This window comes from Aquitalea palustris, from assembly GCF_003693445.1.
Classification (GTDB): Bacteria; Pseudomonadota; Gammaproteobacteria; order Burkholderiales; family Chromobacteriaceae; genus Aquitalea; species Aquitalea palustris.
In genome coordinates this window covers 29,070-55,554 of record NZ_RFAR01000061.1, presented here as the reverse complement: position 1 = coordinate 55,554, position 26,485 = coordinate 29,070, and the positions used below count along the sequence as shown (strand labels likewise).

Below are 26,485 nucleotides of genomic sequence, written 5' to 3'. Positions count from 1 at the left end.
TTTGCCGTGGTGGCGGATGAGGTACGCAAGCTGGCCGAGCGCACGGCCAAGGCCACGGTGGAAATCGGCCAGTTGATCGATGCCACCCATGGCGACATTCGTACTGCGCTGAACGACATGAGCGAGACGCAGCGCTCGGTTGCCAGCGGTGTCGAGGCTTCGCGCAGTGTGGCACAGGACATGTCCGGCATTCAGGGCCAGATTGCCCAGGTAGTGGGTTCGATCCACGATATTGCCGACTCCACCCGCGAGCAGTCGGTGGCCACCACCGAAATGGCACGGGCTGCCGAGCAGGCCAACCGCGCCACCATGGAGACCGATCAGGCGGTACAGGGTGCGATGCAGACCGTGGCCGAGCTACACCGGCTGTCATCCGATCTGCAGGCCATGGTGGCGCAGTTCCGCCTGTGAGTGCGCCTGGCTAGCGTATGCGCCAGATCGATGTTGCATCGCGCAAGGCTAGTCCTTAGACTGTCGCTTTTGCGACGTTTATTTATACAAGGAAGTACAGCATGATCAAGGTGGGCATCGTCGGCGGCACGGGTTATACCGGTGTCGAACTGTTGCGTCTTCTGGCCGGTCACCCCGGTGCCGAAGTCGTGGCCGTTACCTCGCGCAAGGAAGCGGGCATGAAAGTGGCCGAGATGTTCCCCAGCCTGCGTGGCCGCGTGGATGTGGCTTTTTCCACTCCGGATGAAACCCCGCTTAACCAGTGCGATGTGGTGTTCTTTGCCACCCCGCACGGTGTGGCCATGGCCCAGGCGCGCGAACTATTGGCAGCTGGTGTCAAGGTCATCGATCTGGCCGCGGATTTCCGTCTGAAAGACCCGGCGGTATTCCAGCAATGGTATGCCATGGAGCATAGCTGCACCGACCTGCTGGCCGAAGCCGTTTACGGCCTGCCGGAAGTGAACCGCGAAGCCATCCGCCAGGCGCGCCTGGTGGGCATGGCCGGCTGCTATCCCACTTCGGTGCAGCTGGGCCTGCTGCCGCTGCTGGAAGGCGGCAAGCAGCTGATCGACAGCCAGACGCTGATTGCCGACTGCAAGTCCGGGGTGTCCGGTGCCGGGCGCAAGGCCGAAGTTGGCGCACTGCTGGCCGAAGCCGGTGACAACTTCAAGGCCTATGCGGTGAAGGGCCACCGTCATTCGCCGGAAATCGAGCAAGGCTTGTCCGCCATTCATGGTGCGCCGGTCAAGCTGACCTTTGTGCCGCACCTGACGCCGATGATTCGCGGCATCCACTCCACCATCTATGCCCGTATCAAGCCCGCAGCCATGGACACCGATTTCCAGGCGCTGTTCGAGCAACGCTATGCCGGCGAACCCTTTGTCGATGTGCTGCCGGCTGGCAGCCACCCGGAAACCCGCAGCGTGCGTGGCTCCAACACCGCGCGCCTCGCCGTGCATCGTCCGGGCAATGGCGATCTGCTGATCATCCTGGTGGTGGAGGATAATCTGGTGAAAGGCGCATCCGGCCAGGCTGTGCAGACCATGAACCTGATGTTCGGCCAGCCGGAAAATGCCGGCCTGGACATCGTGCCGTTGCTGCCTTGACGCACTCGGCGATTGAATGTTGGCCATTCGCCCCGATATCCGACTAAAATAGTAGGTGAATGGCCGCAGGGCCGAAATCGATTTGCGAGGTGAACCATGTCTGCTACTACCGAAATGCCGTGCCCGATCAACTTTACCGACAGCGCTTGCAACAAGGTGCTGGACCTGATCGCGGAAGAAGGCAATCCTGATCTGAAACTGCGCGTATTCGTGACCGGTGGTGGCTGCTCCGGTTTTCAGTACGGTTTTACATTTGACGAAATCGCCAATGAGGACGATACCGCTATAGAGAGAGACGGTGTCACTTTCCTGGTCGACCCGATGAGCTACCAGTATCTGGTGGGTGCGGAAATCGATTATCAGGAAAGCCTGGAAGGCTCCCAGTTTGTCATTCGCAACCCGAACGCCACCACCACTTGTGGTTGCGGTTCGTCCTTCTCGGTGTAAACCGGGGCGAATGCAAACAGGAGTAGAATGAAAACCCGGACTCTGTTCCGGGTTTTTTTGTATCGGGGAAAATCAAGATGAATAAATTGCCGCCGCTGGTATTACCCAAGGTGGAATTCAATCGCGAGTTCAGTTTCAGCGATGCCGATTTCGAACGCATCCGCAAACTGATCTACAAGGAAGCCGGCATTTCGCTCAACCCGTCCAAGAAAGACATGGTGTACGGGCGGCTGGTGCGGCGAATTCGCGAGCTGAAGCTGGCCAGTTTCGCGGCCTATGTGGATTTTCTGGAATCGGTGTCGGGCAAGCGCGAGTTCGAGCAGTTCGTCAACGCGCTCACCACCAATCTGACCTTCTTCTTTCGCGAAGAACATCATTTCCCCATCCTGGCCGAGCATCTGAAACAGCGTGCGTCCACCGGAGCCAGCGAGCTGTCCATCTGGTGCGCCGCCTCGTCTACTGGCGAGGAGCCATATTCGCTGGCGATCACCGCGCTGGAAGCCTTCCCGCTGGCCAGCAAGCCCAGCATCAGCATCGTGGCGACCGATCTGGATACCAGCGTGCTGGAAACCGGCCGCAAGGGCATTTATTCCGACGACAAGATCGCCCGCCTGCCGCCCGGCCATGCGCAGAAGTATTTCGACAAGCTGCCGGATGGCAACTATCAGGCCAAGGCAGTGCTGCGCAATATGATCACTTTTCAGCGGCTGAACCTGATTGAGAACAACTGGGCGCTACGCAAGCAGTTCGATGCCATTTTCTGCCGCAATGTGATGATCTACTTTGATCGCGACACACAGTTTGCGGTGCTGAAAAAGTTTGCCCCGCTGCTGAAGCCGGACGGCCTGCTGTTTGTCGGCCATTCGGAGAATTTCTATTTTGCCGCCGACTATTTCCATCTCAAGGGCAAAACCGTTTACCAGCACACGGCGAAAAAGTAGCAGCCATCCCATTGAGCCGGCCTACGCGGCGGCGTAGTATCCGGAGTCTCAATCGAGTTAGCCAAACGGGCAGGCGCGTCTTGCCCGTTGTCACGTCTGCTGGAGTCGACATGAAGGTAGCAGTGCTGGGGTCTGGCGTGGTGGGGGTGTCCACCGCCTGGTTTCTGGCCCGGGCAGGGCATGAGGTGGTGGTGCTGGATCGCGCCTGTGGGCCGGCGCGGGAAACCAGTTTTGCCAATGGCGGGCAGATTTCGGTCAGCCAGTCCGAACCCTGGGCCAATCCGTCGGCACCATGGCAAATCATCAAATGGCTGTTGCGGGATGACGCGCCGCTATTGTTCCGCATGCGGCTGGACCCGGCGCAATGGCGCTGGTGCTGGCAATTCCTGCTGGAGTGTCGTGGCAGCCGGGCCGAGCACAATATGCGGCAGATGCTGGCGCTGGGGCGCTATAGCCGCGACACCCTGCAGCTGCTGCGCGCCGAACTGGGGCTGGACTACCAGCAGCAGACCCGTGGCATCGTGTCCTTGTTTCATAGCCAGCGCGAGCTGGATTCGGCAGCCCATGTCGCCAGCCAGATGCAGGCGCTAGGCATGGACAAGCACATCATCAGCCGTGAAGAGCTGGCGCGCATCGAACCGGCGCTGGCTGGCATCGCCCCGACGCTGGCCGGGGCCAGCTACTGCCCTTCCGATGAGTCGGGCGATGTGCATCTGTATACCTGTGCCATGGCCGAACATGCCGCGCGCGCCGGGGTGGAGTTCCGCTTCAATACCCGTATCAATGCACTGGAAGCTGATGGCGGGCGCATCAGTGGCGTGTCGGTTAACCTGCCAGCAGGCAATTACAGCCGAGTGACCGCCGATGCCTATGTGCTGGCCCTGGGCAGCTATTCACCGCTGCTGGCGGCACCGATAGGCATCCGCCTGCCGATCTACCCATGGAAAGGCTATTCCGCCACCCTGCCACTGCGCGACCCGGCCACGGCACCGGTGGCCAGCATTACCGACGAAGCCTACAAGGTGGTGATTTCCCGCCTGGGCAAGCGCCTGCGCATTGCCGGTACGGCCGAGCTGGCGGGTTATTCCAGCAGTCTGAATGCGCTGCGCTGTCAGGCCTTGCTCAAGCGTGGACAAGCGCTGATGCCGGATGTTGCCGACTGGGATGCCGCCGAGTTCTGGAGCGGCCTGCGGCCGGCCACACCGGGCAATGTGCCGCTGATTGGCCGTAGTCGCTATGCCAATCTTTACCTCAATACCGGCCACGGCACGCTGGGCTGGACGGAAGGCGCGGGTAGCGGCCGGGCGCTGGCAGAAATCATCAGTGGCCGCACCCCGCCCATTGACTTTGCCTTTCAGGGGATTTGATCCGGCGCAGCGGGTAGCGCGGCAGCAATGCTAAAATGCCGGCCTGGATCATCAAACTGGAGTCGGACCATGCGTATCGGAACCCCGCTCAGCGCCAGCGCGCTGCGTGTCATGCTGCTGGGCAGTGGCGAACTGGGCAAGGAAGTTGTCATCGCGCTGCAGCGCCTGGGCGTGGAAACCATCGCGGTGGACCGCTATGCGGATGCCCCGGCCATGCAGGTGGCACACAGCAGTCATGTGATCGACATGGCGGATGCCGCCGCGCTGCGTGCCCTGGTGGAGCAGCGACGCCCGCATCTGATCGTGCCGGAAATCGAAGCCATCGCCACCGAAGAACTGCTACGCATCGAGGCGGATGGTCTGGCCGAGGTGATCCCCACCGCCCGTGCCACCAATCTCACCATGAACCGCGAGGGTATCCGCTGCCTGGCCGCTGACGAGCTGGGCCTGCCCACCTCGCCGTTTGCTTTTGCCTCCTCGCTGGACGAGTTGCAACAGGCCATCGACGCTGGTATCGGCTACCCCTGCCTGGTGAAGCCGGTGATGTCGTCCAGCGGCAAGGGACAATCGCTGCTGCGCGGCCCGGATGATGTGGCCAAGGCATGGGAATATGCCGTCAGCGCCGGTCGCGTGGACAAGGGCCGGGTGATTGTCGAGGGCTTTATCGACTTTGATTACGAAATCACCTTGCTGACGGTACGTGCCAGTGATGGTGCCGGCGGCATCGCTACCCATTTCTGTGAGCCCATCGGCCACCTGCAAAGAAACGGTGATTATGTGGAAAGCTGGCAGCCGCAGCCGATGAACGAGCTGGCCCTGCTGCGTGCCCGTGAAATGGCCAAGGCGGTGACCGATGCCCTGGGCGGCCGTGGCCTGTTCGGCGTGGAATTGTTCGTCAAGGGCGATCAGGTGTGGTTCTCCGAAGTCAGCCCACGCCCGCATGATACCGGGTTGGTCACGCTGGCCACCCAGCGTTTTTCCGAGTTTGAACTGCATGCCCGGGCCATTCTGGGCCTGCCGGTGGATGCGGCGCTGCGCAGCGCTGGCGCTTCGGCCGTGATCTACGGCGGCATGGAAGAACAGGGTATCGCCTTCGAGGGCGTGGCCGAGGCACTGGCGGTGCCGGGGGCCGATCTGCGCCTGTTTGGCAAGCCGGAAAGCTTTGTCCGCCGCCGCATGGGCGTGGCCGTGGCCCAGGCCGATCATGTGGAAACCGCCCGCGAACGCGCCCGTCTGGCCGCGTCGCTGGTACAGCCGGTGAAGGGGTGAGCATGCAGGATATGACGCCCTATCAACTGATGGGGGGCGAAGGGGTGGTGCGCTGGCTCACTAACCGCTTCTACGACATCATGGATAGCGACCCTTCGGTCAAGGTGCTGCGCGACATGCATCCGGCTGATCTGGCCGGTTCGCGCGAGAAACTGTTCATGTTCCTGTCCGGCTGGCTGGGCGGGCCGGGGCTGTACATGGAAAAATTCGGCCATCCGCGCCTGCGCATGCGCCATATGCCGTTTGCCGTGGACGGGGAGATGCGCGACCAGTGGATGCAGTGCATGACTCAGGCCGTGAATGAACTGCTGGTGGAAGACTGGCTCAAGGCCAAGCTGCTGGAAGCCTTCTACAACACGGCGGATTTCATGCGTAATCAGCAAGAATAGCCAACGGGCCTTGGCGGCTAGTTGTATCAGGCCCTCTGCATGGCGGTCGCCGGCAGAGGGCTGTTTTATTTGATGGAAGGGTGGGGCGGAATGGAGTAGGTGCCAGTGACATGGGCCACGGGTTCGTCGTTACCCTCCGAGTACAACAGCACTTCGCCCACTGCCAATCGTTTGCCCAGCTTGAGAATGCGGCCTTCCGCAATCACATCCGCCTGTGGTGGCTTGCGCAGGAAATTGATATTCAGGCTGGTGGTGACCGCCAGCTCCACCTTGCCTATCATGCCCAGCACCACGGCGTAGAGGGTGGCGTCGGCCAGTGCCATCAGCGCCGGGCCGGCAATGGTGCCACCAGGGCGGATCAGATCGGGGTTGAAATGCATGCGCAGACTAGCACGGCCATGGCCGATGGTTTCGGTACGCATGCCGAACAGCTTGACCAGCGGCAGCTCGCTGTCGATCAAGGACTGGAATTCTGCAACGCTGATCTGGCTCATGCGGTGGACCTCGGAAATGGTCCTTGCATGGTGCATGACGATTACGTTAACGTCAATTTGTTGTGACACCCCATGCCGGGGTGAGCTTGCCTCAGCGCGGGCGGTGGCCGCGTTCGATCAATACGCCCACACGGCGTACGCCGGGCAGAATGCCCAGCTTGGTCACCGACACCTGGACCCAGGGCGCGCCAAAGTCTTCGCGGATCACCTTGGCAATGTATTCGGCCAGCGCCTCCAGCAACAGGAAGTGTTGCTCCGACAGCGCCTTGCGCAAGCGCTCCACCACCACGCCGTAGTGGATGGTGTCGCCGATATTGTCGCTGTGACAGGGCACCTCGCTGGGAATGCCGATTTCCAGGTCGATTTCGATGGTCTGCGGATTTTTCCGCTCCCACTCATAAACACCGATAATGGTGTCGGCGCGTACTTCGCGCAGGAAAATGATATCCATCTGTATGCCGGGAGTTGGGCTTTGTCGCCCGATACCGTAAAATCCGAAGCCTTCTATTCTAATGGATACACCATGACCACGACAGCTTTTGCCTTCGTTGTTGCGGCCTACCTGCTGGGCTCCCTGTCCTTTGCCGTCATCGTAAGCAAAGCCATGGGCATGGCAGACCCGCGCAGCTATGGTTCCGGCAACCCCGGCGCCACCAATGTCCTGCGTTCCGGCAAGAAGACTGCCGCCGTACTCACCCTGCTGGGTGACGGGGCCAAGGGCTGGGTGGCCGTGGCGCTGACTGCCTGGTTTGGTCCGCGCTATGGCCTAGGCGAGCAAGCCATTGCCATGTCGGCACTGGCGGTGCTGATCGGCCATATGTGGCCGGTATTCTTCGGCTTCAAGGGCGGCAAGGGCGTGGCCACCGCGGTAGGCGTGTTGTTTGGCTTCAATGTCTGGCTGGCGCTGGCGGCCATCGCCACCTGGCTGTTCATGGCTTTTGTGGTGAAGATTTCTTCACTATCCGCCATCGTCGCCTGCGTGATGGTGCCGGTGTACGCCTATTTCATTACCGGGCCGGCTTCGCCGTATTTTGGTACTTGCATCATCATTGCCATTCTGGTGATCCACCGCCACAAGTCCAATCTGATCAAGCTGCTGACCGGTCAGGAAGGCCGGATCGGCGAGAAGGCCGAGAAGAAAGGCAATTAGTATTCTGTTGGCCAACAAAAAGCCACCGCATGCGGTGGCTTTTTATTTTTACTGACGGATGGCGGTTAACCGTCAGACAGCACCTTGACGTGGGCCGTCACGCTGCGCGCCAGCGAGGACAGGTCGTAGCCGCCCTCCAGCACCGACACGATGCGGCCATCGGCATACTGGTCGGCAATCTGCATCAGGTGGCGGGTCACCCACTCGTAGTCGGCTTCCACCAGGCCCAGCGAACCCATGTCGTCCTCGCGGTGGGCATCAAAACCGGCAGAAATAAAGATCATCTGCGGTTTGAAATCGTGCAGACTGGGTAGCCAGACGTTTTCCACCACTTCGCGGAATTCCCGCCCGGTGCTGCCGGCCTTGAGCGGCACATTCACCATGTTCGCGCCCGCCGGATTATCACCGCAGTAAGGGTAGAAGGGGTGCTGGAAGATGGACACCATCATCACCCGCGGGTCGTCACGGAAGATGTCTTCGGTGCCATTGCCGTGGTGGACGTCGAAGTCGATTACCGCCACCCGTTCAAACTTGTAGGTGGACAGCGCATGGGCGATGCCGACGGCGATATTGTTGAAGAAGCAGAAGCCCATGGCCTTGTCGTGTTCGGCATGGTGGCCTGGCGGACGGATGGCGCAGAAGGCATTGGGTGCCTTGTCCTCGCACACCAGTTCTACCGCCTTGATCACCGCACCGGCAGCGTGGCGCGCTGCCGACAGGGTACCGGGTGCCATGGCGGTATCCGGGTCCATGCGGAAGGTACCGACGCTGGGCGAACAGGCTTCGATATATTCCACGTAGCGTGGCGGATGAACCCGGGCCAGCTGCTGCTCGGTCACCTCCGGTGCTTCGACTTCATGCAGGCTGTCGTAGATTTGCGCGGCCATCAGTTGGTCCCTGATGGCAATCAGCCGCTCCGGGCATTCCGGGTGGCCTACCCCCATATTGTGCTGCAGGCAGACGGGATGGGTGATGTAGGCAGTGAGTCCATTTCTCTGTAGACGGTTTTTTAGCCAAGTGAACACGAGCGTTTCCTTGTTGCGTACGATTGTTTGCGTACAATGGACGCGAGTTTTATCTTTATGTCTTTTCGATAAATACTGCGCGCAACCGGGTCCAAATGCAATCACTCAGCCTTGCCTATCGTCAACTGAACACACTAATTCTGGGCAAGCCACGTGCCATCCGGCTGGCGTTGGCCTGCCTGATCGCCCGTGGTCACCTGCTTATCGAAGATTTACCCGGCGTGGGTAAAACCACGCTGGCGCATGGTCTGGCCGCCGTGCTGGGCCTGCATTACCAGCGGGTGCAGTTCACCAGTGACCTGCTGCCGGCCGACATCCTTGGCGTCAACATCTATCAGCGTGAAACCGGCAGCTTCCGCTTCCATCAGGGGCCGGTATTCAGCCAGCTGTTGCTGGCGGATGAAATCAACCGTGCCTCGCCCAAGGTGCAATCCGCCTTGCTGGAAGCCATGGAGGAACGCCAGGTTTCCATCGATGGTGAGAGCCATCCGCTGCCGACGCCGTTTTTCGTCATCGCCACGCAGAATCCTTCCGAACAACTGGGTACATTCCCCTTGCCCGAGTCGCAACTAGACCGTTTCCTGATGCGCATCTCGCTGGGCTATCCGCCGCCAGAGGCCGAGCGTGCCCTGTTGCTGGGGCAGGACCGGCGCACCCTGCTGGCTGATATCAGTGCCGGTCTGACCGCAGCAGACTTGCTGTTGTTGCAGAACAAAGCCGCCGCGCTGACGGTAACCCCGGATCTGGCCGATTACGTGCTGGCCTTGTTGCAGGCTACCCGGCAGGAGCGCAGTTATCTGACCGGACTCAGCCCACGTGCCGGCCTGGCGCTGCTGGCTGCAGCGAGGGCCTGGGCTCTGCTGGAAGGGCGCGATCACGTCTTGCCGGAAGACGTGAAGGCAGTCTTTCCCCATGTTGCCGGCCACCGGCTGGGTTTGAGTGGCGATGCGCTGGGCAGCCTGAAAAAGTTGCTGGATCATGTTGCCATTCCGTAAGTCGCTGCAGCGCTGGTTGCTGAGTCGTCTGCCATTGGAAAGTGCCGGCCGACTGGGGCAGAAGCGTATCTATCTGCTACCGACCCGCTTTGGCCTGCTGCTGCTGCTGGTGGCGTTGGCGGTGTGGGTGGGGGCGCTCAATTACGCGGTCAGTCTGGCCTATGCCCTGGCATTCTGGATCATCGGCCTGATGCTGCTTGCCGTGCTGATGGCTTACCGGCAGTTATCCGGCCTGCACTGGACGGTGCTGCCTGGCGAGGGGGTATTTGTCGGGCAGAGTGCTGATTGTCGGATACAGCTGGGTAATGACTCTGCGCTGGCGCGTCGTCTGCAATTACGTGCCGGGCAGGAGGGCGAACCCCTGTCCTGCCTGCTGGCTGCCGGTAGCAGCCAGTCGCTGGCGCTACCCTTGTTGCTGGCTCGCCGTGGCCGCCATGCTTATCCTGCCTTGCAGCTGTGGAGCACTGCACCATTCGGCCTGATGCGGGCATTTGCCTGGCTGCGGCCGGATGGCCATGTGCTGGCCTATCCTTTACCGGTGCCAGATCGGGAACGCAACGATCTGCACAGCGAGCAGGGGTGTGGCCGGCAGAGCGGCGATGATGAAGAGGATTTTTCCCATCTGGCCGAATACCGCCAGGGAGATACGCCGCGCCAGATTGCCTGGAGCGTGCTGGCTCGGCGTGATGTGCTGGTGAGCAAACGCTTTGCCAGCCAACCCAGAGGCCAGTCGATACGCCAGCTGGCCTGGCAGGATTATCCGGCTACCGTGGATGTCGAAAGCCGGCTGTCGCGTTTGTGCTGGCGGGTGCAGCAATGTGAAAAAGCCGGCCAGCATTACCGCCTGCACTTGCCTGGCCTGCTAATCGAGCCGCAGCCATTGCAGCGTGAGTTGGCGCTGGCGGCGCTGGCGGAGTTCCAGCTTCCATCATGATCAAGTCATTATTGCGTCAGGGTGAAATGGCCGTATTGCTGGCCGTGGCCCTGGTCATCTTGCCGCTGCTGCTGTTCTTGCCGCCGTGGCTGCCCATGCTGGTACTGTCCATGCTGGCTTTGCGCGGTGCATTGCTGCACCGTCAGGCGGTGCTGCCTTCGCTCTATCTGTTGCTGCCCTTGCTGCTGCTGGCGGTCGGCGGGCTATGGCTGAGCCTGAACACGCTGGTGGGGCGCGAAGGTGGTGCCGCCTTGCTGATCCTGTTGCTGGGCTTCAAGAGTTTCGAGTCACGTCAGCAGCGTGACTGGCAGGTGCTGCTGGCGTTAGGTTTCTTCCTGGCTGCCATGCCCTTGTTGTTCGATCAGTCACCGCTAGCGGCGGTGTGGCTGGCCATCAGTCTGCTGGTGCTGACCTGGGCCATGCTGATTCTGTCCGGTGAAATGGTGGAGGGTAGCCTGCGTAGCGCCATGCAGGCGCTGGCACTGTCGCTGCCACTGATGCTGGTGCTGTTCGTGGTGATGCCGCGTTTACCGGGCCCGCTGTGGAGCATGCCGCACGACCAGCATGTTGCCGGTACCGGCCTGTCCGACAGCATGGAGCCGGGCAGCATCAGCCAGCTGGTGCAGCAGCAAGAGCCGGCATTCTCGGTGGTGTTTGCCGGGCAGGCGCCAGCGGTGAGCGAAATGTATTGGCGCATCATGATTTTTGACGATTTTGATGGGCGGCGCTGGCAGAACGTCCGTGGCCTGAGCAGCGAGACTGTGCAGTGGCAGGGAGGGCGGCTGGTGTCTTACAGCCTGACCGGCAAGCCAAGCAAATCGCGTTTGCCGCTACTGGAGTACACGGTGACCGCACCAGCTGGCGGGGTGTTGGAGCCGGGTAATTTGTTCAAGCTGGCGCGTGATGGTGACGAACTATTCCGTTTCCAGGCGCAAAGCCTGCTCGCCGCTCATTACCGTACCGTGCTCAGTCGGGCTGATCAGGATTTCTATCGCCACTTGCCGCCTGGCAATCCGGCAAGCCGCCAGTTGGCCTTGCAGTGGCGTGCACAGGGCGGGGATGGGGCCGGCTTTGTCCGCGCAGCCTTGCAATATTTCCGCCTGGGTGGCTTTTCCTACACTTTGCAGCCACCTTTGCTCAACAGCGAGGACGGGATTGATCAATTCATGTTCTCCAGCCGGCAGGGCTTCTGTGAACACTATGCCTCGGCGCTGGCCTTCATGGCGCGTGCTGCCGGCATGCCGGCGCGCATCGTCACCGGCTATCAGGGCGGACAGTTCAATCCGGTGGGGCAGTTCTGGCAGGTCAAGTCATCGGATGCCCATGCCTGGGTGGAAATCTGGCTGGCAGAGACTGGTGAATGGCTGCGGGTCGACCCGACGGCAGCAGTGGCACCCGACCGGGTGACGCAAGGTGTCAGCCAGAGCATCCCCGCCATGCAGTCGCAGCTGCCCGGGCTGGGGCGCAGCATGCCATCCTGGCTACTGCGTGTGCAGCAAAACTGGCAGGCTGCTGGCTTTGCCTGGCAGCAATGGGTGGTGGGCTATGATGCGGGCAAGCAACTTAATCTGTATCGCTGGCTGGGGCTGGGTGAGCAGGTCGACAGTGGTGCAGTATTGCGGGCGGTGCTGATTGGCGGTGGATTGGCCTGCCTGCCCTTGTTGCTGTTGTGGCGCCGCCAGTGCGCGCAGTCACCCTTGCAGCAGGGGCGGGACCGGTTGGTGCAGGTTCTCGCCGCAATGGGCATCATGGTGGTGGATAGTGATGGTCCGCTGGATATATTGAACAAGGTTCGCCGCTTGCCAGAGCCTGATTACCGCCAGCTCAAGGCCTTGCTGAAAGAATATGCGGCGATGCGTTATCGGCAGCCTGTACCGCAGCAACAGGCAAGGCAGTGGTTGCGCCGGGTCAAAGCCTTCCGGCCGGGGCGCCAATAAAACAGCCCCGCCAGGGGGCGGGGCTGAAGTATGCTGATTGCCGCGTGGCGGACTTACAGCAGGAAGTCGCGGGAAATACCCTTGCGGCGCAGAATGCGGCGCAATTGCTCCAGGCCTTCGATCTGAATCTGCCGTACCCGCTCGCGGGTCAGGTTCAGGGCAGCAGCCAGTTCTTCCAGCGTGCAGATTTCATGGCCATTCAGGCCGTAACGGCGCTCTATCACCATGCACTGCTTCTCGTTCAGCTGAGACAGCCAGTCTTTGACAAACATTTCCAGTTGGCTGTTATGCAGCTGGATTTCCGGCTCTTCATGTTGCTCGTCCGGGATCGATTCACCAATCGACAGCATGGGATCGATATCCAGCGGTGCATCCAGTGAGGCCATGCGCTCATTCAGGTTCATCACCTTGCGCACATCCTCAACCGGTTTGCCAACCAGATGAGCGATTTCGTCCAGTGTCGGTTCGCGGCCGATCTGGCTTTCCAGATGGCGCGAAGCACGCAGATAGACGTTGAGCTCCTTGATCACATGCACCGGCAGGCGGATGGTGCGCGACTGGTTCATGATGGCGCGCTCGATGCTCTGCCGGATCCACCAGGTGGCGTAGGTGGAGAAGCGGAAACCCCGTTCCGGGTCGAACTTTTCCAGCGCGTGCATCAGGCCGATATTGCCTTCTTCGATCAGATCGAGGAGGGCAAGGCCGCGGTTGATGTAGTGCTTGGCAATGTTTACCACCAGGCGCAGGTTGTGCTCGATCATCTTTTGCCGGGCTTCAAACTCGCCCGCCACCACGCGCCGAGCCAGCGCCAGTTCCTGGGCTGGTGTCAGCAGGGCATTGTTGCCGATATCGTTCAGATAGATCTGAGTGACATCCGCTACCTCTTCGGTAACACTTTGACGCTCAGCCACTTCTTCGGCATCTGCTTCGGCAGCTGCTTCTTCTGCGGCCTCTTCTTCAAGAACTTCCTCTTCTTCAAGGATATCGCTGTCTTGGCTCATGATTCCCCCCGCTACGGTGGTTCCTTGCAGGGGGAAATACCCCTGCTCAGGATTTGTTGTCTAGGTACTGCATCGGATCGACCGGTTTCCCGAAACGGCGGATCTCGAAATGCAGTTTTACCTGGTCGGCATCGGTATTGCCCATTTCGGCAATCTTCTGCCCTTTCTTGACACTTTGCCCCTCCTTCACCAGTAACTGGCTGTTGTGTGCGTAAGCAGACAAGAATGTTTTGTTGTGTTTGATGATGATGAGCTTGCCGTAGCCCCTCAAGCCATTTCCGCTGTATACCACTTTGCCATCGCCGGCTGCGATGACGGCCTGACCTGTGCGGCCACTGATATCCAGCCCCTTGTTACTGTCCGAGTAAGCCCGGATGACCTTGCCTTCGGTCGGCCAGATCCAGGCGACTGCGTCTTCGCCTACTGCGGCCTGAGATTTTTCTTCTATTTTGTTCTTATTTTCCGATACTGCAGCCGGGGAGCTACTGTCCTTTTTATCGGCTTGTGCGACTGGAGCTGAAGTGCTGCTACTCTTGCTGATGGCATTTTTCTTGCCGGAACTGCCTTCGCTCTGTTGTGCCAGGCTACGCGCCGCATCTTCCGAATAGGGCAGTTTGAGTGCTTTCGGATAGTTTTTGCTACCAGCGGCCGGATTACCATTTTCTACTACAGCTGTATTACGCGAACTTTGCTGCGCTACAGTTTCCGGTGTTTTCACCGCTGTTGGCGGTACCACACTGCCGGCTGAATCCGGTGGCGTCAGGCGCAAGACCTGACCGACCTTGATATTGGTGTCCGTCAGATTGTTCCAGGCCGCAACATCCTTGTATTTCAACCCGTTGTTCAGCGAGATGCGGAACAGGTTCTCACCTGGCTGTACCACATGGGTCTTCTCGCCACCGCCAGACTGCACCGGCTTGGCAGCCAGGCTGCCACTGCTCTGGTAGGGGCTGGCAACCGCGACTTCCGCGACCGGCGCGGGAGCCGATTTGCTGATGGTTGTACCCGCGGCGATCTGGGCCGGGCGGGCGGACTCTACCGGCGCTGCTTGTTGCGCCATGCTGCTGCAACCGGTAAGAACGGCGGCCGTCAGTGACGCCGCAAGCCAACGCTTTGAATGCTGTTTATGCATGCCTGGAGATTTTATATGTCAGTTAGTTGGGTTTTGTAAATCGTTTGACAGGTTATGTGTTGTGTTTTTGCAAGAGTTAGTTACGACCGGGCAATAATGGGACAAATTTCACCGGGTCTAGCCGGGTCTTTTGCAAGCCTTGCGTAGTCTTCTCCAGCAACCACAAATGCTGTTCGGTGTCGCCAACGGGCATGATCAGGCGCCCGCCTTCCGCCATTTGTTCGACCAGTGCTTCCGGAATATTGCGTGCGGCGGCGGTCATGATGATGCCTTCGAACGGCGCGGCTTCTGCCAGGCCGAAATGGCCATCACCGTGCACCAGCCGCGCGTGCACCAGCTTGGCCGCCCGCAGGTTGCGTCTTGCTTTGTCCAGCAGAACACCAAGTCGTTCAATGGAATAAACCTCGGCTCCGGTCTTCAACAGTACCGCGGTCTGATAGCCACAGCCGGTGCCGATTTCCAGTATTTTCCCCGGCTTGCGCCCGGCCAGCAGGATTTCGGTCATTCGGGCCACTGTGTGTGGCTGTGAGATGGTCTGGCCGTGGCCGATGGGGAGGGACACATCGTCATAGGCACGCGTGGCCAGAGCCTGATCGACAAACAGGTGGCGCGGGACTTCGGACATGGCATTGAGCACCCGCTCGTCCTGTACGCCTGCCTGACGCAAGCGTTCTACCATGCGCTTGCGGGTTCGATCGGACAGCATGCCATAAGCCTGACTGTCTTGTGTCACGGATGAAGCCATGTGTTGATTCCGTCCAGTTGGCCGAAAGCGGTTAGGTCGAGCATCAGCGGGGTCAGAGACACGTGTTTACCCGCGATGGCAGCGAAGTCGGTGCCTGGGCCGGCATCTTGTGCGCTGCCGACCGGTCCTACCCAGTATATCGTCTCTCCGCGCGGATTCTTTGCTTTGATTACCGGTTCGGCATGATGGCGGCGTCCCAGCCGGGTGACCTGCATGGTTTGCAACTCTTCCGGCGCTACATCCGGGACATTGACATTGAGCAGCACCGGCTGGGTAAAAGGCTGTTGTTGGCAGCGCATGACCAGTTGATCAACCACCAGGGCGGCGCTGGCAAAGTGCTGGCCGCTGTAGCCGGCCAGTGAAATGGCTACCGAGGGAATGCCGAGCAGGAAGCCTTCGGTGGCGGCGGCCACCGTACCGGAGTAAATGGTGTCGTCGCCCATATTGGGGCCATGGTTGATACCGCTGAAAATCATGTCGGGACGGAAGTCCAGCAGGCCGGTGACCGCCAGATGCACACAGTCGGTGGGTGTGCCATTGACATAGTAAAAGCCGTTGGCGGCCTGGCGTACGGTGAGCGGTCTGTCCAGTGTCAGCGAATTGCTGGCCCCGCTTCGGTCTCGCTCGGGGGCCACGACGACAACCTCTCCATGACGGGACAGGGTTTCGGCCAGGGTACGGATCCCTGGGGAGAAATAGCCGTCATCATTGCTGATCAGGAACTTCATGCTGTGCTTCCGGGTTGGACGCCTGATTGTATCGCTGCCGTGGCGCTGTGGAAAACCGCAGCGGCATGACAGACAAAGAAAAACCCGCCGTGGCGGGTTTGCATGATCAGGCGTAGTAGCGCTGGCTGAAATCCAGCATGCGCTCAATGGGGATGCGGGCGGCATCCATCTGTGCGCTGCTCAGGTAGTCGATGCGCAAGCCCTCGCCTTGCTGGGCGCGTTTGACTGCCTCGATGGTATTCATCTTCATGTAAGGACAGGAGTTGCACTGGCAACCGGCATAGATCGGTGCCTGGCGCAGATCGAGATCCGGACGCGCCAGGCCCATGTTGTAGAGGATGCCGTCTTCGGTGGCGACGAAAATCACGGCCTTGCTATCACCCTTGAAGGCTTTGACCCAGTTCAGCATGCCCGAGGTGGAGCCGACGTAATCGGCTTTTTTCAGCACCGGCAGCGGGCTTTCCGGGTGGGCGATCAGGTATTTTTCACCGCTGGCGGCGGCAAAGGCTTCGTTCAGGGCGGCTTCGTTGAACTTGTCGTGTACTTCGCACACGGCAGACCACAGCGGCATGTCGTAGCCGTACTGGTCGTTCAGATAACCGCCCATATTGCGGTCGGGCGAGAAGATGACCTTTTTGCCTTCGGCATACAGGTGGGCAATGATGTCGTCCACATTGCGGCTGGTGACAATCCAGTCGGACAGCGCCTTGTGCTCGGCACTGGAGTTGATGTACGACACATGCACGTGGTCGGGATGGCTTTCGCGCCAGGCCTTGAGTGCCGTGACATCGGTCTGGGTCACCAGCGAACAGGTAGAGCCTGCATCGGGCAGGATGACTTCGGCCTGCGGATTGAGGATTTTGGCGGTTTCGGCCATGAAGCGGACGCCGGCAAATACGATAATGTCGGCGTTGGCTTCTTTGGCATACAAGGACAGCTCCAGGCTGTCTCCCACTTTGTCAGCCATCTGCTGGATTTCTGGCTGAGTGTAGTAGTGGGCAAGGGTGACGACGCGCTTCGTCATGATGAGCTGACTCCTGCCCGCCAGCGTGCTGCAGGTGGGCTGAATGAATATGTTGCGATGCAACGCCTGTGGGTTGCCAAGCAGGCAAGGTTAGCAATATTGCAGTGCGATTACCACCAGTAAAGCCGCCTTATGTCCGTCAGTTGCTGTTGGTCTTTGCTATAAAATTCATTTGTAGCCTGCTTGCCTGAAGTCAACATGACATAGTGATGTTTGCGGCAGGATGAGCTGCTGCTTCGAGTGGCTGGCCTGTTCCTGGACGGGTGCTGCCCTGTGCAGCAGTTTGCGACGGTAGCCAGTATTATCGTTACTCCTTATTGTGCGTTGCACAATACTGTCGCAACATGATTGGAAAATAATGGCTGCCTTGTTAACGCAAGCCGCTGTGTCACAAAGGTATTTCGCCCGCTAGCGGCCAGCCTATCCGGCAAGGCCGCTGGACGATGCTTTATTGCTTGATTCAACAGAACTGGAACCGCTGCCATGAGGCCTCACTACCTTACTTCGCTCTTTTCGCCGCGTAATGTCGCGGTTGTCGGCGCCAGCGATACCCCGGGGTCCATCGGTCAGGCCGTGTTTGCCAACCTGCTGGCAGGCAATTTTCAAGGCAAGCTGTTTCCGGTCAATCTCAATCACAAGGTGGTCGGTGGTATTCCGGCCGTGCCTTCGGTGCGCCTGATCGAACCGGCGATTGACATGGCTGTGGTGTGCACGGCGATCCGCACTCTGCCGGCCATCATCAAAGACTGTGGCAAGAAAGGCATCAAGGCGGTATTGCTGGCCAAGGAGTTTTCCGACAGCGAACAGCTGGAGCGCGAGATCCTGAATGAGTCGGTATCGATTGCACGTCACTACGGCATCCGGGTGCTGGGGCCGAATGTATTGGGTTTGATGCGACCGGTGGCGGGTTTCAATGCCACCAATTACACCAGTAAGGTGCGGCCGGGCAATATGGCGCTGGTGTCGCAGTCTTCCGCCCTGTGTACCGCCATGCTGGACTGGGCTGATAGCAAGGGCATCGGTTTTTCCAGCGTGATTTCGGTGGGCGAGGCGCTGGATGTGGATTTTGGTGAGATCCTGGATTACCTGGTGGCGGATAACTTCACCCAGGGCATTCTGTTGCATGTTCACCACATTCACCATGCGCGCCGCTTCATGAGCGCATTGCGTGCGGCTGCCCGTACCAAGCCGGTGGTGGTGATCAAGTCTGGCCGTTACCAGGATGATGTGACCGGGGTGACGCATTCGAGCAATCTGATCGAGAGTGGCGATGTGTTCGACGCGGCGCTGTCGCGAGCCGGTGTGCTGCGGGTGTCTTCCATTGCCCAGTTGTTTACCGCAGCCAAGGTTCTGGCAGCCAATTTCCGCGTTGGCGGCAAACGGCTGGCAATTGTCACCAACGGTATTGGCCCTGGGGTGCTGGCAGCTGACAGTGCTTATACCAACGGGGTAGAACTGGCCAAGCTGAGCGAGACCACCATGGAACTGCTCAACAATGCCTTGCCGCGCAACTGGTCGCATGGCAACCCCATCGACCTGATTGGCGACGCCAGCCCGGTGCGGTTCCGTACGGCGGTGAAAGCCTGTATCGATGACCCCAATGTAGATGGGGTGCTGGTGATCTTTACCCCGCAGGCCGGGACTGATCACCTGACCACGGCACAACTGATGATTGGCCTGCAGCGCGAATCGAGCAAGCCGATGTTCCTGTCCTGGCTGGGCGATGCCAAGGTATCAGAAAGCCGTGACCTGTTTTCCAAGGCCAAGTGTGCCCATTTCCGTGCCCCGGAATATGGTATCGAGGTGTTCCGCAACCTTGCCTCCTACCATCACAACCAGCAGTTGCTGCTGCAGACCCCCAGCCCGCTGGAGGGCAAGCGCGAGGCTCCGGATCTCAGTCGCGCCCGCGCCGCCATCGCCGGTGCCATGGCCGAAGGGCGCACCGTGCTCTCCGAGCGGGAATCCAAGGAAGTGCTGGCGGCCTTCCGCATTCCGGTTAACCCGACCCTGCTGGCGCGAACCGAAGATGAAGCGGTGGCATTGGCCGAACAGATTCATTACCCGGTGGTGCTGAAGATCGATTCGCCGGACATCATCTATAAGTCCGATGTGGGCGGTGTGGAGCTGAACATCAGCAACGAAGCTACCTTGCGCGCAGCGTTCCAGGGCATTCTGGAGCGCGCGCGCCAAGCCATGCCGGAGGCACGTATCGACGGCATTTCGGTACAACCCATGCGCAAGCGGCGTTTTGCCCGCGAGGTGATGGTGGGGGTGACGCATGACAGCTCGTTCGGGCCGGTGATTACCTTTGGTGCCGGCGGTATCGCGGTAGAAGTCATGCATGACCGTGCCTTGTCGCTGCCACCGCTCAACCAGTATCTGGTGGGCAGCATGATACGCAAGACCCGTATCGGCCAGTTGCTGGGTGCCTTCAAGAACCTGCCCGCGGTGGACATGGACGAACTGGTGGACGTGCTGTTGCACGTGTCGGAAATGGTGTGCGAGCTACCCGAGTTGCGCGAGATGGATATCAATCCGCTGGTGGCCGATGAAAAGGGCGTCATCGCCCTGGATGCGCGCATCATTGTCGAGCCGCTGAAGCCGGATGTGAAGCGCTACGGCCACATGGCCATCATGCCTTACCCCATGCACATGGTGCGTAGCGCCACGCTGACGGATGGCATGAAGGTCACCATCCGCCCGGTACGGCCTGAAGATGCCGAGATGCAGCAGGAGTTCGTACGCACCCTGTCAGACGAGAGCCGCTACAACCGCTATATGTCCAGTATCAAGCAGCTGTCGCAAACCATGCTGGTGCGTTTCACCCAGCTGGACTACGACCGCGAGATGGCACTGGCCATGACTTGCGAAACAGAAAACGGCGAAGAACAGCAGGCCGTGGCCCGTTTCATTACCGATCCGGACAACGAAGGCTGCGAATTCGCGCTGGAAGTGGCCGACAAGTGGCAGGGCAAGGGCATCGGCTACATCCTGATGAATGCCCTGTTTGATGCGGCTCGCGAGCAGGGGCTGACCGTGATGCGTGGCGAAGTGCTGGCCGGCAACAAGGGCATGCTCAAGCTGATGCACAAGCTGGGCTTTACCGTGGAAACCCACCCGGAAGACCGGGCGCTGACCATCGTGACCAAAATCCTGTAAGGCAGTTCGGGCGGCCAATGGTCGCCCATATGGCTCTGGTGTGTGGTTTTTATCCGTCAAACAAGGGCGTCCAGCCCGCCGATATGGGCCACACTAGGCCGCAAGCGTATTAAGCGCTTGCAAGATAAGGGAAAAGTGCCATAGAATCGTGGGCTTTTCTACGATACCGTTTTTATCTAAGGACAATCGACAATGGTAGTGATTCGTCTGGCACGTGGCGGCGCCAAGAACCGTCCGTTCTACAACATCGTGGTGACCGATTCCCGTAACCGTCGTGACGGTCGCTTCATCGAGCGCGTTGGCTTCTACAACCCGGTAGCAAACGAGAAGGAAGAGCGCGTGCGCCTGACTTCCGATCGTCTGAACTACTGGATCGGCGTTGGCGCTCAGGTTACCGACGCCGTAGCCAAGCTGCTGAAAGAGCAGAAGGTTGCTGCCTAATCGTTCGTTGACTCAACTAACGGACTAAGGCGCATGCGCAAAGAAGATCTCGTCTTGATGGGGTTTGTGCGTGGCGCCTTCGGTATCAAGGGCTGGGTGAAAGTCCAGGCCGATACCGAATACGCTGACGGTCTGTTTGACTACCCGGTCTGGTGGCTGGGCAAGGATGACAGCTGGAAGCCGTACACATTTGAAAACGGGGCAGTGCAACCCAAGGGTTTATCCGCCAAGCTGCAAGGCGTTGACGATCGTGATGGGGCGGAAGCCCTGCGCGGCCTGCAGGTTGCTGTTCCCCGTAGTGAATTGCCGGAAGCCGGTGAAGACGAATATTACTGGTCCGATTTGATCGGCCTGTCTGTCGTCAACCAGCAAGGCGTGGTGCTTGGCAAGGTGACCGAATTGATGGAAACCGGTGCCAACGATGTATTGGTAGTTGAAGGTGAACACGGCCAGCGGCTGATTCCCTTTGTCGGCCAGTTTGTGCTGAATGTAAATCTGGCTGAGGCCAGCATTTCAGTGGACTGGGGCCTCGACTACTGATGCATATCGATGCCATCACGCTGTTTCCGGAAATGTTCGATGCCATCGCCCGCTTTGGCGTAAGCCAGCGGGCGCTTGATTTGGGCATTTGGGATTTCCAGAAATGGAATCCACGCGATTTCACCCATGACAACTATCGCCGTGTGGACGACCGTCCTTATGGCGGTGGGCCTGGCATGCTGATGCTGATTGAACCGCTGGAAGCTGCCATTGCGGCAGCCAAAGCCCGTCAGCAGGCAGCAGGTGTCGAAGAGAGCCATGTGATTTACCTGTCACCGCAGGGGCGTGCCTTGTCGCACGCGAAGGCGGTGGAGCTGTCCCAACGTCCCGGACTCATTGTTTTGTGCGGCCGTTACGAAGGGGTGGATGAGCGCTTGATCGAGCGCCAGGTAGATGAGGAAGTTTCCATCGGCGACTATGTGTTGTCCGGTGGCGAGCTGCCTGCGATGGTGCTGATGGATGCAGTCATCCGGCTGCTGCCTGGCGTGCTCAACGATGCCCAGTCTGCTTATGAAGATTCATATGTGAACGGACTCCTTGATTGTCCGCACTATACCCGACCCGAAGACTATCAGGGCATGCGGGTGCCGGATGTACTTATGTCCGGAAATCATGCACTGATTGCTAAATGGCGGTTGAAGCAAGCGCTGGGAAGGACGTGGCAACGTCGCCCGGATCTGCTGCAAGGCCGCACGTTGACAAAACAGGAATCTCGGCTGCTGGCAGAGTACCAGCAGGAACAAGATATCCTCAAAAAACCGGAGTAACACATGGATCTGATCCAGAAACTCGAGCAAGAAGAAATCGCCCGCCTGGGCAAAACCATCCCGGAATTCGCTCCTGGCGATACCGTTGTGGTTCATGTCAAGGTAAAGGAAGGTAACCGCGAACGTCTGCAGGCTTACGAAGGTGTTGTTATCGCCAAGCGTAACCGTGGTCTGAACAGCTCTTTCATCGTGCGCAAGATGTCCGCCGGTGAAGGTGTTGAGCGTACTTTCCAGTCCTACTCCCCGCTGGTGGCTTCCGTAGAAGTGAAGCGCCGTGGTGATGTACGTCGCGCCAAGCTGTACTACCTGCGCGGCCGTACCGGCAAGTCTGCACGTATCAAGGAAAAACTGCCGGCTCGCAAGCAAGGCTGATCCTGATACTGTCAGGTATGATAAAAGCGCAAGGCAACTGCCTTGCGCTTTTTTTGCGTCTGCAGCCAGGCATGGTGAGGGAAGGGCATGAGTAGCGAGAGCATAGACCGGTTTCTGGATCATCTGTGGCTGACCGACGGTTTGTCTGCCAATACGCTGGCGGCTTACCGTCGCGACCTGCTCAAGCTGCAGCGACAGCTGCAGGCGCTGGATGCTGAGCTGGATACGGCGGATCAGCCGTGTATCCAGCAAGCTTTGCTGATGGCGGTTGATACCGAAAAGCCTGCAACTCGTGCTCGTCAGTTGTCCTGTCTGCGGCGCTATTACCAGTTTCTGCTGGCCAGTGGCCAGCGTGCAGACGATCCAAGTACCCAGCTGGGCAGCCCCAAGCTGGGGCAGCGCTTGCCCAAAGCCTTGTCCGAAGGGCAGGTGGAGCAGCTACTGCAAGCTGCTGATGTCGATGAACCACTGGGTTTGCGGGACCGGGCCATGTTGGAAGTGCTGTATGCCACCGGCCTGCGTGTGTCCGAGTTGGTAGGGCTGACCTTGCAGCAGCTGGACATGATTAGCGGGCTGATCATTACCCGTGGCAAGGGTAACAAGGAGCGCATGGTGCCCTTGGGCGAGGTTGCGCTGGAGTGGCTGGAACGCTATTTCCGCGAGTCGCGGCCATTGTTGCTGGCGGGTGCGCAGTGCGATGCGGTGTTTGTCACCCAGCGCAAGGCTGGCATGACGCGGCAGATGGCCTGGCATCTGATTGCCGGCTATGCTCGGCAGCAGGGCTTGCCACCTATCGGCCCGCATATGCTGCGACATGCTTTCGCCACCCATCTGGTCAATCATGGTGCTGATCTGCGCGTGGTGCAGCTACTGCTGGGCCACTCTGATATTTCCACCACGCAGATTTATACCCATGTGGCGCGCGAGCGGCTCAAGCAGCTGCACGCCCAGCATCATCCGCGCGGTTGAGGCGAGTGGATTTCACCAAAAAAACGCCCGCAAATAATGCGGGCGTTGTGGTGATGGAAAGATGAATCAGGCCGGTTCGGCGGCTAGTGTTTCCTGGTCGAATTGCAACTCAACGACATCCTGATCGTTGATGGTGACGGTAACCTCCCCGCCGTTGGCCAGGCGGCCAAACAGCAGCTCATCTGCCAGCGCCTTGCGGATGGTGTCCTGAATCAACCGTGCCATCGGGCGTGCACCCATTAGCGGATCAAAGCCACGTTTGGCCAGGAAGGCACGCAGTGCGTCGGTAAAGTGGATTTCCACCTTCTTGTCGCTGAGTTGGTGTTCCAGCTGCATCAGGAACTTGTCCACCACCTGCATGATGATCTGTTCATCCAGCGTCTTGAAGGAGATGGTGGCATCCAGCCGGTTGCGGAATTCCGGGCTGAACAGGCGCTTGATATCGGCCATTTCGTCACCGGCTTCCTTGGACTGGGTAAAGCCCAGCGTGGGTTTGGACATGGCTTCGGCACCGGCATTGGTGGTCATGATGATCACCACGTTGCGGAAGTCAGCTTTGCGCCCGTTGTTGTCGGTCAGGGTGCCATGGTCCATCACCTGCAGCAGCACGTTGTAAATGTCCGGATGTGCCTTCTCGATTTCATCCAGCAGCAAGACTGCGTACGGATGCTTGTTGATGGCCTCGGTCATCTGGCCGCCCTGTTCGAAGCCGACATAGCCCGGAGGGGCACCGATCAGACGGCTGACGGCATGCCGCTCCATGTATTCCGACATGTCGAAGCGGATCAGCTCCACGCCCAGCACGTAGGCAAGTTGCTTGGCCACTTCGGTCTTGCCCACCCCGGTGGGGCCGGAGAACAGGAAAGATCCGATCGGCTTGTGCGGATTGCCCAGCCCCGAACGCGTCATCTTGATAGCGGTGGCCAAGCTTTCGATGGCCTTGTCCTGCCCGAACACCACGTTTTTCAAGTCGCGTTCCAGATTCTTCAGGACGTTCTTGTCATCGCTGGAGACGGTCTTTGGCGGAATGCGGGCAATCTTGGCCACGATCTCTTCGATTTCGGACTTGTTGATCACCTTCTTCTGCTTGGACTTGGGCAGAATCTTCTGCGCCGCGCCTGCTTCGTCAATCACATCAATTGCCTTGTCTGGCAGGTGACGGTCATTGATATAGCGTGCAGACAGCTCGGCAGCGGTGGACAGTGCCGACTGGGTGTATTTCACACCGTGGTGCGCCTCGAAGCGTGATTTCAGACCCTTGAGGATCTCGATGGTCTGCTCCACGGTAGGCTCAGCCACGTCGATTTTCTGGAAGCGCCGCGACAGGGCATTATCCTTCTCGAAAATACCACGATACTCGTTGTAGGTGGTGGCACCAATGCAGCGCAGGCTGCCATTGGACAGGGCCGGTTTGAGCAGGTTGGACGCATCCAGCGTGCCGCCAGAGGCTGCACCTGCACCGATCAGGGTGTGGATTTCGTCGATGAACAGGATGGCGTGTTCGTCTTCAGTCAACTGCTTGATGACGGCTTTCAGGCGCTGCTCGAAATCACCACGGTATTTCGTGCCAGCTAGCAGGGCACCCATATCCAGCGCATACACGGTGGCCTTGGACAGGACATCCGGTACTTCGTTATTGACGATGCGACGCGCCAGACCTTCGGCAATCGCGGTTTTGCCCACGCCGGCCTCACCCACCAGCAAGGGGTTGTTCTTGCGACGGCGGCACAGGATTTGCACGGTGCGCTCCAGCTCGTGTTCGCGACCGATCAGTGGATCAATCTTGCCGTCGCGGGCTTGCTGATTCAGGTTCTGGGTGTAGTTCTCCAGCGCGCCGCCAGGGCCGGCAGATTGCTCTTCGCCCTCGGACTCGTTGTGCTGTTCACGGGGCTCGGGTGGGTGCTGCGGCGAGCGCTGTTTGGTAATGCCGTGCGAGATGAAATTGACCACATCCAGCCGCGAAATTCCTTGCTGATGCAGGTAATACACGGCATGTGAGTCTTTTTCGCCGAAGATGGCCACCAGGATATTCGCGCCAGTCACTTCCTTCTTGCCGGACGATTGCACATGCAGGATGGCGCGTTGAATCACCCGCTGGAAGCCCAGCGTAGGTTGAGTTTCGACCTCGGTTTCCCCGGGAACGGTGGGGGTGTGTTCGTCGATGAAGTCGCCCAGCTGTTTTTTCAGCTGGTCGAGATTGGCCCCGCAGGCGCGCAAAACATCGGCGGCGGAGGGATTGTCGATCATGGCAAGCAGCAAATGCTCCACGCTGATGAACTCGTGGCGCTTGCGCCTGGCGTCCATGAACGCCATATGCAGGCTTACTTCAAGCTCCTGGGCAATCATCAGTTTTCCTCCATTACGCACTGAAGCGGATGCTGGTGTGCTTTGGCAAATTGCGACACCTGTTCAACCTTGGTGGCAGCCACGTCTTTGGTATAAACGCCACACACGCCGTGACCTTGCGTATGGACTTGCAACATGACCTGGGTAGCCTTTTCCCTGTTCATGTGGAACAACTGCTGCAACACTTCCACCACAAATTCCATTGGGGTGAAATCATCGTTCAATAACAATACCTTATACATTGGGGGAGGGGTGGTCCTCACCCGTGACACCTCTTTGACGGCGTCGTTGCTGAACTGCGTGGACATGTCGACTTTCAGTTAAACCGCGGTTTACTTCAATTTTGGTTCCCCCTGACTTTTTTTCAAGGGGCGAGTGCGAATTCCTTTTGGACTTGACGCTATCACGATGGTTGCGTAGAAATGCTGTTCAGGTGCTTGGCTTAGCTGTTTGGCATTCCCGGATAAGCCGGAATGGACAGCAGGCTTTAAGTTGGTCGGCCTCACCAGCCATAGTCAATCAAGGAAGTAACATGTCAATTGGTACCGTTAAGTGGTTCAACGACGCTAAAGGCTTTGGCTTTATTACCCCGGATGAGGGTGGTGAAGACCTGTTTGCCCATTTCTCCGCCATCAATATGCAAGGCTTCAAGACCCTGAAAGAGGGTCAACGTGTAAGCTTTGACATCGTTAGCGGCCCGAAAGGCAAGCAAGCGTCGAACATCCAGGCTGCCTGATCAGGCAGAGGATGCGCCAGG

The 26,485-nt window shown here is 59.1% G+C and carries 28 protein-coding genes; 18 read left to right on the top strand and 10 right to left on the bottom strand.

Annotation, left to right across the window (positions count from 1 at the left end; translation table 11 throughout):
- From EAY64_RS14700 to EAY64_RS14670, 7 genes are all read left to right on the top strand, one after another.
- On the top strand, positions 1–411 hold a 411-nt coding region (locus EAY64_RS14700), incomplete at its 5' end, for a methyl-accepting chemotaxis protein (protein ID WP_233566495.1).
- A gap of 101 nt (positions 412–512) precedes the next feature.
- Positions 513–1,556 (top strand): N-acetyl-gamma-glutamyl-phosphate reductase, encoded by a 1,044-nt coding sequence (gene argC, locus EAY64_RS14695; RefSeq protein ID WP_103525494.1) that lies wholly within the window; start codon positions 513–515, stop codon positions 1,554–1,556.
- Between the two features lie 96 nt (positions 1,557–1,652).
- Positions 1,653–2,003, top strand: a complete 351-nt coding sequence (gene erpA / locus EAY64_RS14690; protein ID WP_103525493.1) for an iron-sulfur cluster insertion protein ErpA — start codon at positions 1,653–1,655, stop codon at positions 2,001–2,003.
- A 77-nt stretch (positions 2,004–2,080) separates the two neighbouring features.
- Complete coding sequence (locus tag EAY64_RS14685; protein WP_103525492.1) at positions 2,081–2,944, top strand: CheR family methyltransferase; 864 nt, start codon at positions 2,081–2,083, stop codon at positions 2,942–2,944.
- Positions 2,945–3,054: 110 nt separating this feature from the next.
- On the top strand, positions 3,055–4,311 hold the full coding sequence (locus EAY64_RS14680) for a D-amino acid dehydrogenase (RefSeq protein ID WP_103525491.1): 1,257 nt from the start codon (positions 3,055–3,057) through the stop codon (positions 4,309–4,311).
- A 69-nt stretch (positions 4,312–4,380) separates the two neighbouring features.
- Positions 4,381–5,580 (top strand): formate-dependent phosphoribosylglycinamide formyltransferase, encoded by a 1,200-nt coding sequence (gene purT, locus EAY64_RS14675; RefSeq protein WP_103525490.1) that lies wholly within the window; start codon positions 4,381–4,383, stop codon positions 5,578–5,580.
- 2 nt (positions 5,581–5,582) lie between these two features.
- Entirely contained in the window at positions 5,583–5,969 is a 387-nt protein-coding gene (locus EAY64_RS14670; protein WP_103525489.1) for a group II truncated hemoglobin, read from the top strand.
- Between the two features lie 65 nt (positions 5,970–6,034).
- On the opposite strand, the gene EAY64_RS14665 is transcribed toward EAY64_RS14670, so the two are convergent.
- Together EAY64_RS14665 and EAY64_RS14660 are read right to left on the bottom strand one after the other, a co-directional pair.
- Complete coding sequence (locus EAY64_RS14665) at positions 6,035–6,463, bottom strand: PaaI family thioesterase (RefSeq protein ID WP_103525488.1); 429 nt, start codon at positions 6,461–6,463, stop codon at positions 6,035–6,037.
- 91 nt (positions 6,464–6,554) lie between these two features.
- A complete protein-coding gene (locus EAY64_RS14660) occupies positions 6,555–6,914 on the bottom strand; it encodes a dihydroneopterin aldolase (RefSeq protein WP_089085860.1) in 360 nt (119 codons plus the stop codon).
- A 72-nt stretch (positions 6,915–6,986) separates the two neighbouring features.
- Here EAY64_RS14660 and plsY point away from each other — a divergent pair, with 72 nt between their 5' ends.
- Positions 6,987–7,613, top strand: a complete 627-nt coding sequence (gene plsY / locus EAY64_RS14655) for a glycerol-3-phosphate 1-O-acyltransferase PlsY (protein ID WP_103525487.1) — start codon at positions 6,987–6,989, stop codon at positions 7,611–7,613.
- A gap of 65 nt (positions 7,614–7,678) precedes the next feature.
- Here the strand turns inward: plsY and EAY64_RS14650 are convergent, their stop codons facing one another.
- On the bottom strand, positions 7,679–8,638 hold the full coding sequence (locus EAY64_RS14650) for a histone deacetylase family protein (protein WP_103525486.1): 960 nt from the start codon (positions 8,636–8,638) through the stop codon (positions 7,679–7,681).
- A gap of 95 nt (positions 8,639–8,733) precedes the next feature.
- On the opposite strand from EAY64_RS14650, the gene EAY64_RS14645 reads away from it, so the two are divergent.
- From EAY64_RS14645 to EAY64_RS14635, 3 genes are read left to right on the top strand one after another with little or no spacing between them, the layout of a single operon-like run.
- The gene (locus EAY64_RS14645) at positions 8,734–9,633 is read left to right on the top strand and encodes an AAA family ATPase (protein ID WP_103525485.1); all 900 of its coding nucleotides are present in this window, start codon (positions 8,734–8,736) and stop codon (positions 9,631–9,633) included.
- On the top strand, positions 9,617–10,567 hold the full coding sequence (locus EAY64_RS14640) for a DUF58 domain-containing protein (RefSeq protein WP_103525484.1): 951 nt from the start codon (positions 9,617–9,619) through the stop codon (positions 10,565–10,567). The genes EAY64_RS14645 and EAY64_RS14640 overlap by 17 nt, the downstream gene beginning before the upstream one ends.
- Complete coding sequence (locus EAY64_RS14635; RefSeq protein ID WP_103525483.1) at positions 10,564–12,504, top strand: transglutaminase TgpA family protein; 1,941 nt, start codon at positions 10,564–10,566, stop codon at positions 12,502–12,504. The genes EAY64_RS14640 and EAY64_RS14635 overlap by 4 nt, the downstream gene beginning before the upstream one ends.
- Positions 12,505–12,557: 53 nt before the next feature.
- On the opposite strand, the gene rpoS is transcribed toward EAY64_RS14635, so the two are convergent.
- From rpoS to nadA, 5 genes are all read right to left on the bottom strand, one after another.
- The gene (rpoS, locus tag EAY64_RS14630) at positions 12,558–13,505 is read right to left on the bottom strand and encodes an RNA polymerase sigma factor RpoS (protein WP_103525482.1); all 948 of its coding nucleotides are present in this window, start codon (positions 13,503–13,505) and stop codon (positions 12,558–12,560) included.
- 46 nt (positions 13,506–13,551) lie between these two features.
- Positions 13,552–14,637, bottom strand: coding sequence for a peptidoglycan DD-metalloendopeptidase family protein (locus tag EAY64_RS14625; protein WP_226034185.1), 1,086 nt, complete (start codon positions 14,635–14,637; stop codon positions 13,552–13,554).
- A 76-nt stretch (positions 14,638–14,713) separates the two neighbouring features.
- On the bottom strand, positions 14,714–15,382 hold the full coding sequence (locus tag EAY64_RS14620; RefSeq protein WP_059284613.1) for a protein-L-isoaspartate(D-aspartate) O-methyltransferase: 669 nt from the start codon (positions 15,380–15,382) through the stop codon (positions 14,714–14,716).
- Positions 15,367–16,110 carry a 5'/3'-nucleotidase SurE gene (gene surE / locus EAY64_RS14615; protein WP_103525480.1) on the bottom strand — a complete coding sequence of 248 codons (744 nt, stop codon included), beginning with the start codon at positions 16,108–16,110 and terminating at the stop codon, positions 15,367–15,369. Before surE ends, EAY64_RS14620 begins: the two co-directional genes overlap by 16 nt.
- A 106-nt stretch (positions 16,111–16,216) precedes the next feature.
- Complete coding sequence (gene nadA, locus EAY64_RS14610; protein WP_103525479.1) at positions 16,217–17,134, bottom strand: quinolinate synthase NadA; 918 nt, start codon at positions 17,132–17,134, stop codon at positions 16,217–16,219.
- Positions 17,135–17,617: 483 nt separating this feature from the next.
- Between nadA and EAY64_RS14605 the strand changes: the two genes are divergently transcribed.
- The 6 genes from EAY64_RS14605 to xerD all read left to right on the top strand — a co-directional run bounded on the left by EAY64_RS14605 (position 17,618) and on the right by xerD (position 23,382).
- Positions 17,618–20,293 (top strand): bifunctional acetate--CoA ligase family protein/GNAT family N-acetyltransferase, encoded by a 2,676-nt coding sequence (locus EAY64_RS14605; RefSeq protein ID WP_103525478.1) that lies wholly within the window; start codon positions 17,618–17,620, stop codon positions 20,291–20,293.
- Positions 20,294–20,485: 192 nt separating this feature from the next.
- On the top strand, positions 20,486–20,734 hold the full coding sequence (gene rpsP / locus EAY64_RS14600; protein WP_045846601.1) for a 30S ribosomal protein S16: 249 nt from the start codon (positions 20,486–20,488) through the stop codon (positions 20,732–20,734).
- 33 nt (positions 20,735–20,767) lie between these two features.
- Positions 20,768–21,274 carry a ribosome maturation factor RimM gene (rimM, locus tag EAY64_RS14595; protein WP_103525477.1) on the top strand — a complete coding sequence of 169 codons (507 nt, stop codon included), beginning with the start codon at positions 20,768–20,770 and terminating at the stop codon, positions 21,272–21,274.
- Positions 21,274–22,041 carry a tRNA (guanosine(37)-N1)-methyltransferase TrmD gene (trmD, locus tag EAY64_RS14590; protein ID WP_103525476.1) on the top strand — a complete coding sequence of 256 codons (768 nt, stop codon included), beginning with the start codon at positions 21,274–21,276 and terminating at the stop codon, positions 22,039–22,041. Before rimM ends, trmD begins: the two co-directional genes overlap by 1 nt.
- A gap of 3 nt (positions 22,042–22,044) precedes the next feature.
- A complete protein-coding gene (rplS, locus tag EAY64_RS14585) occupies positions 22,045–22,413 on the top strand; it encodes a 50S ribosomal protein L19 (protein WP_059284675.1) in 369 nt (122 codons plus the stop codon).
- Positions 22,414–22,500: 87 nt separating this feature from the next.
- On the top strand, positions 22,501–23,382 hold the full coding sequence (xerD, locus tag EAY64_RS14580) for a site-specific tyrosine recombinase XerD (RefSeq protein ID WP_103525475.1): 882 nt from the start codon (positions 22,501–22,503) through the stop codon (positions 23,380–23,382).
- Positions 23,383–23,448: 66 nt separating this feature from the next.
- On the opposite strand, the gene clpA is transcribed toward xerD, so the two are convergent.
- Positions 23,449–25,728, bottom strand: coding sequence for an ATP-dependent Clp protease ATP-binding subunit ClpA (clpA, locus tag EAY64_RS14575; protein WP_103525474.1), 2,280 nt, complete (start codon positions 25,726–25,728; stop codon positions 23,449–23,451).
- Positions 25,728–26,036, bottom strand: coding sequence for an ATP-dependent Clp protease adapter ClpS (gene clpS / locus EAY64_RS14570; protein ID WP_059284672.1), 309 nt, complete (start codon positions 26,034–26,036; stop codon positions 25,728–25,730). The genes clpA and clpS overlap by 1 nt, the downstream gene beginning before the upstream one ends.
- Positions 26,037–26,260: 224 nt before the next feature.
- Here clpS and EAY64_RS14565 point away from each other — a divergent pair, with 224 nt between their 5' ends.
- Positions 26,261–26,464 (top strand): cold-shock protein, encoded by a 204-nt coding sequence (locus tag EAY64_RS14565; protein WP_045846595.1) that lies wholly within the window; start codon positions 26,261–26,263, stop codon positions 26,462–26,464.
- Positions 26,465–26,485 lie beyond the last annotated feature (21 nt).

Coding starts and splice junctions, on each gene's coding strand:
- argC (WP_103525494.1), top strand. CDS start 513: ATGATCAAGGTGGGCATCGTCGGCGGCACGGGTTATACCGGTGTCGAA.
- erpA (WP_103525493.1), top strand. CDS start 1,653: ATGTCTGCTACTACCGAAATGCCGTGCCCGATCAACTTTACCGACAGC.
- EAY64_RS14685 (WP_103525492.1), top strand. CDS start 2,081: ATGAATAAATTGCCGCCGCTGGTATTACCCAAGGTGGAATTCAATCGC.
- EAY64_RS14680 (WP_103525491.1), top strand. CDS start 3,055: ATGAAGGTAGCAGTGCTGGGGTCTGGCGTGGTGGGGGTGTCCACCGCC.
- purT (WP_103525490.1), top strand. CDS start 4,381: ATGCGTATCGGAACCCCGCTCAGCGCCAGCGCGCTGCGTGTCATGCTG.
- EAY64_RS14670 (WP_103525489.1), top strand. CDS start 5,583: ATGCAGGATATGACGCCCTATCAACTGATGGGGGGCGAAGGGGTGGTG.
- EAY64_RS14665 (WP_103525488.1), bottom strand. CDS start 6,463: ATGAGCCAGATCAGCGTTGCAGAATTCCAGTCCTTGATCGACAGCGAG.
- EAY64_RS14660 (WP_089085860.1), bottom strand. CDS start 6,914: ATGGATATCATTTTCCTGCGCGAAGTACGCGCCGACACCATTATCGGT.
- plsY (WP_103525487.1), top strand. CDS start 6,987: ATGACCACGACAGCTTTTGCCTTCGTTGTTGCGGCCTACCTGCTGGGC.
- EAY64_RS14645 (WP_103525485.1), top strand. CDS start 8,734: ATGCAATCACTCAGCCTTGCCTATCGTCAACTGAACACACTAATTCTG.
- EAY64_RS14640 (WP_103525484.1), top strand. CDS start 9,617: ATGTTGCCATTCCGTAAGTCGCTGCAGCGCTGGTTGCTGAGTCGTCTG.
- EAY64_RS14635 (WP_103525483.1), top strand. CDS start 10,564: ATGATCAAGTCATTATTGCGTCAGGGTGAAATGGCCGTATTGCTGGCC.
- rpoS (WP_103525482.1), bottom strand. CDS start 13,505: ATGAGCCAAGACAGCGATATCCTTGAAGAAGAGGAAGTTCTTGAAGAA.
- EAY64_RS14625 (WP_226034185.1), bottom strand. CDS start 14,637: ATGCATAAACAGCATTCAAAGCGTTGGCTTGCGGCGTCACTGACGGCC.
- EAY64_RS14620 (WP_059284613.1), bottom strand. CDS start 15,382: ATGGCTTCATCCGTGACACAAGACAGTCAGGCTTATGGCATGCTGTCC.
- surE (WP_103525480.1), bottom strand. CDS start 16,110: ATGAAGTTCCTGATCAGCAATGATGACGGCTATTTCTCCCCAGGGATC.
- nadA (WP_103525479.1), bottom strand. CDS start 17,134: ATGACGAAGCGCGTCGTCACCCTTGCCCACTACTACACTCAGCCAGAA.
- EAY64_RS14605 (WP_103525478.1), top strand. CDS start 17,618: ATGAGGCCTCACTACCTTACTTCGCTCTTTTCGCCGCGTAATGTCGCG.
- rpsP (WP_045846601.1), top strand. CDS start 20,486: ATGGTAGTGATTCGTCTGGCACGTGGCGGCGCCAAGAACCGTCCGTTC.
- rimM (WP_103525477.1), top strand. CDS start 20,768: ATGCGCAAAGAAGATCTCGTCTTGATGGGGTTTGTGCGTGGCGCCTTC.
- trmD (WP_103525476.1), top strand. CDS start 21,274: ATGCATATCGATGCCATCACGCTGTTTCCGGAAATGTTCGATGCCATC.
- rplS (WP_059284675.1), top strand. CDS start 22,045: ATGGATCTGATCCAGAAACTCGAGCAAGAAGAAATCGCCCGCCTGGGC.
- xerD (WP_103525475.1), top strand. CDS start 22,501: ATGAGTAGCGAGAGCATAGACCGGTTTCTGGATCATCTGTGGCTGACC.
- clpA (WP_103525474.1), bottom strand. CDS start 25,728: ATGATTGCCCAGGAGCTTGAAGTAAGCCTGCATATGGCGTTCATGGAC.
- clpS (WP_059284672.1), bottom strand. CDS start 26,036: ATGTCCACGCAGTTCAGCAACGACGCCGTCAAAGAGGTGTCACGGGTG.
- EAY64_RS14565 (WP_045846595.1), top strand. CDS start 26,261: ATGTCAATTGGTACCGTTAAGTGGTTCAACGACGCTAAAGGCTTTGGC.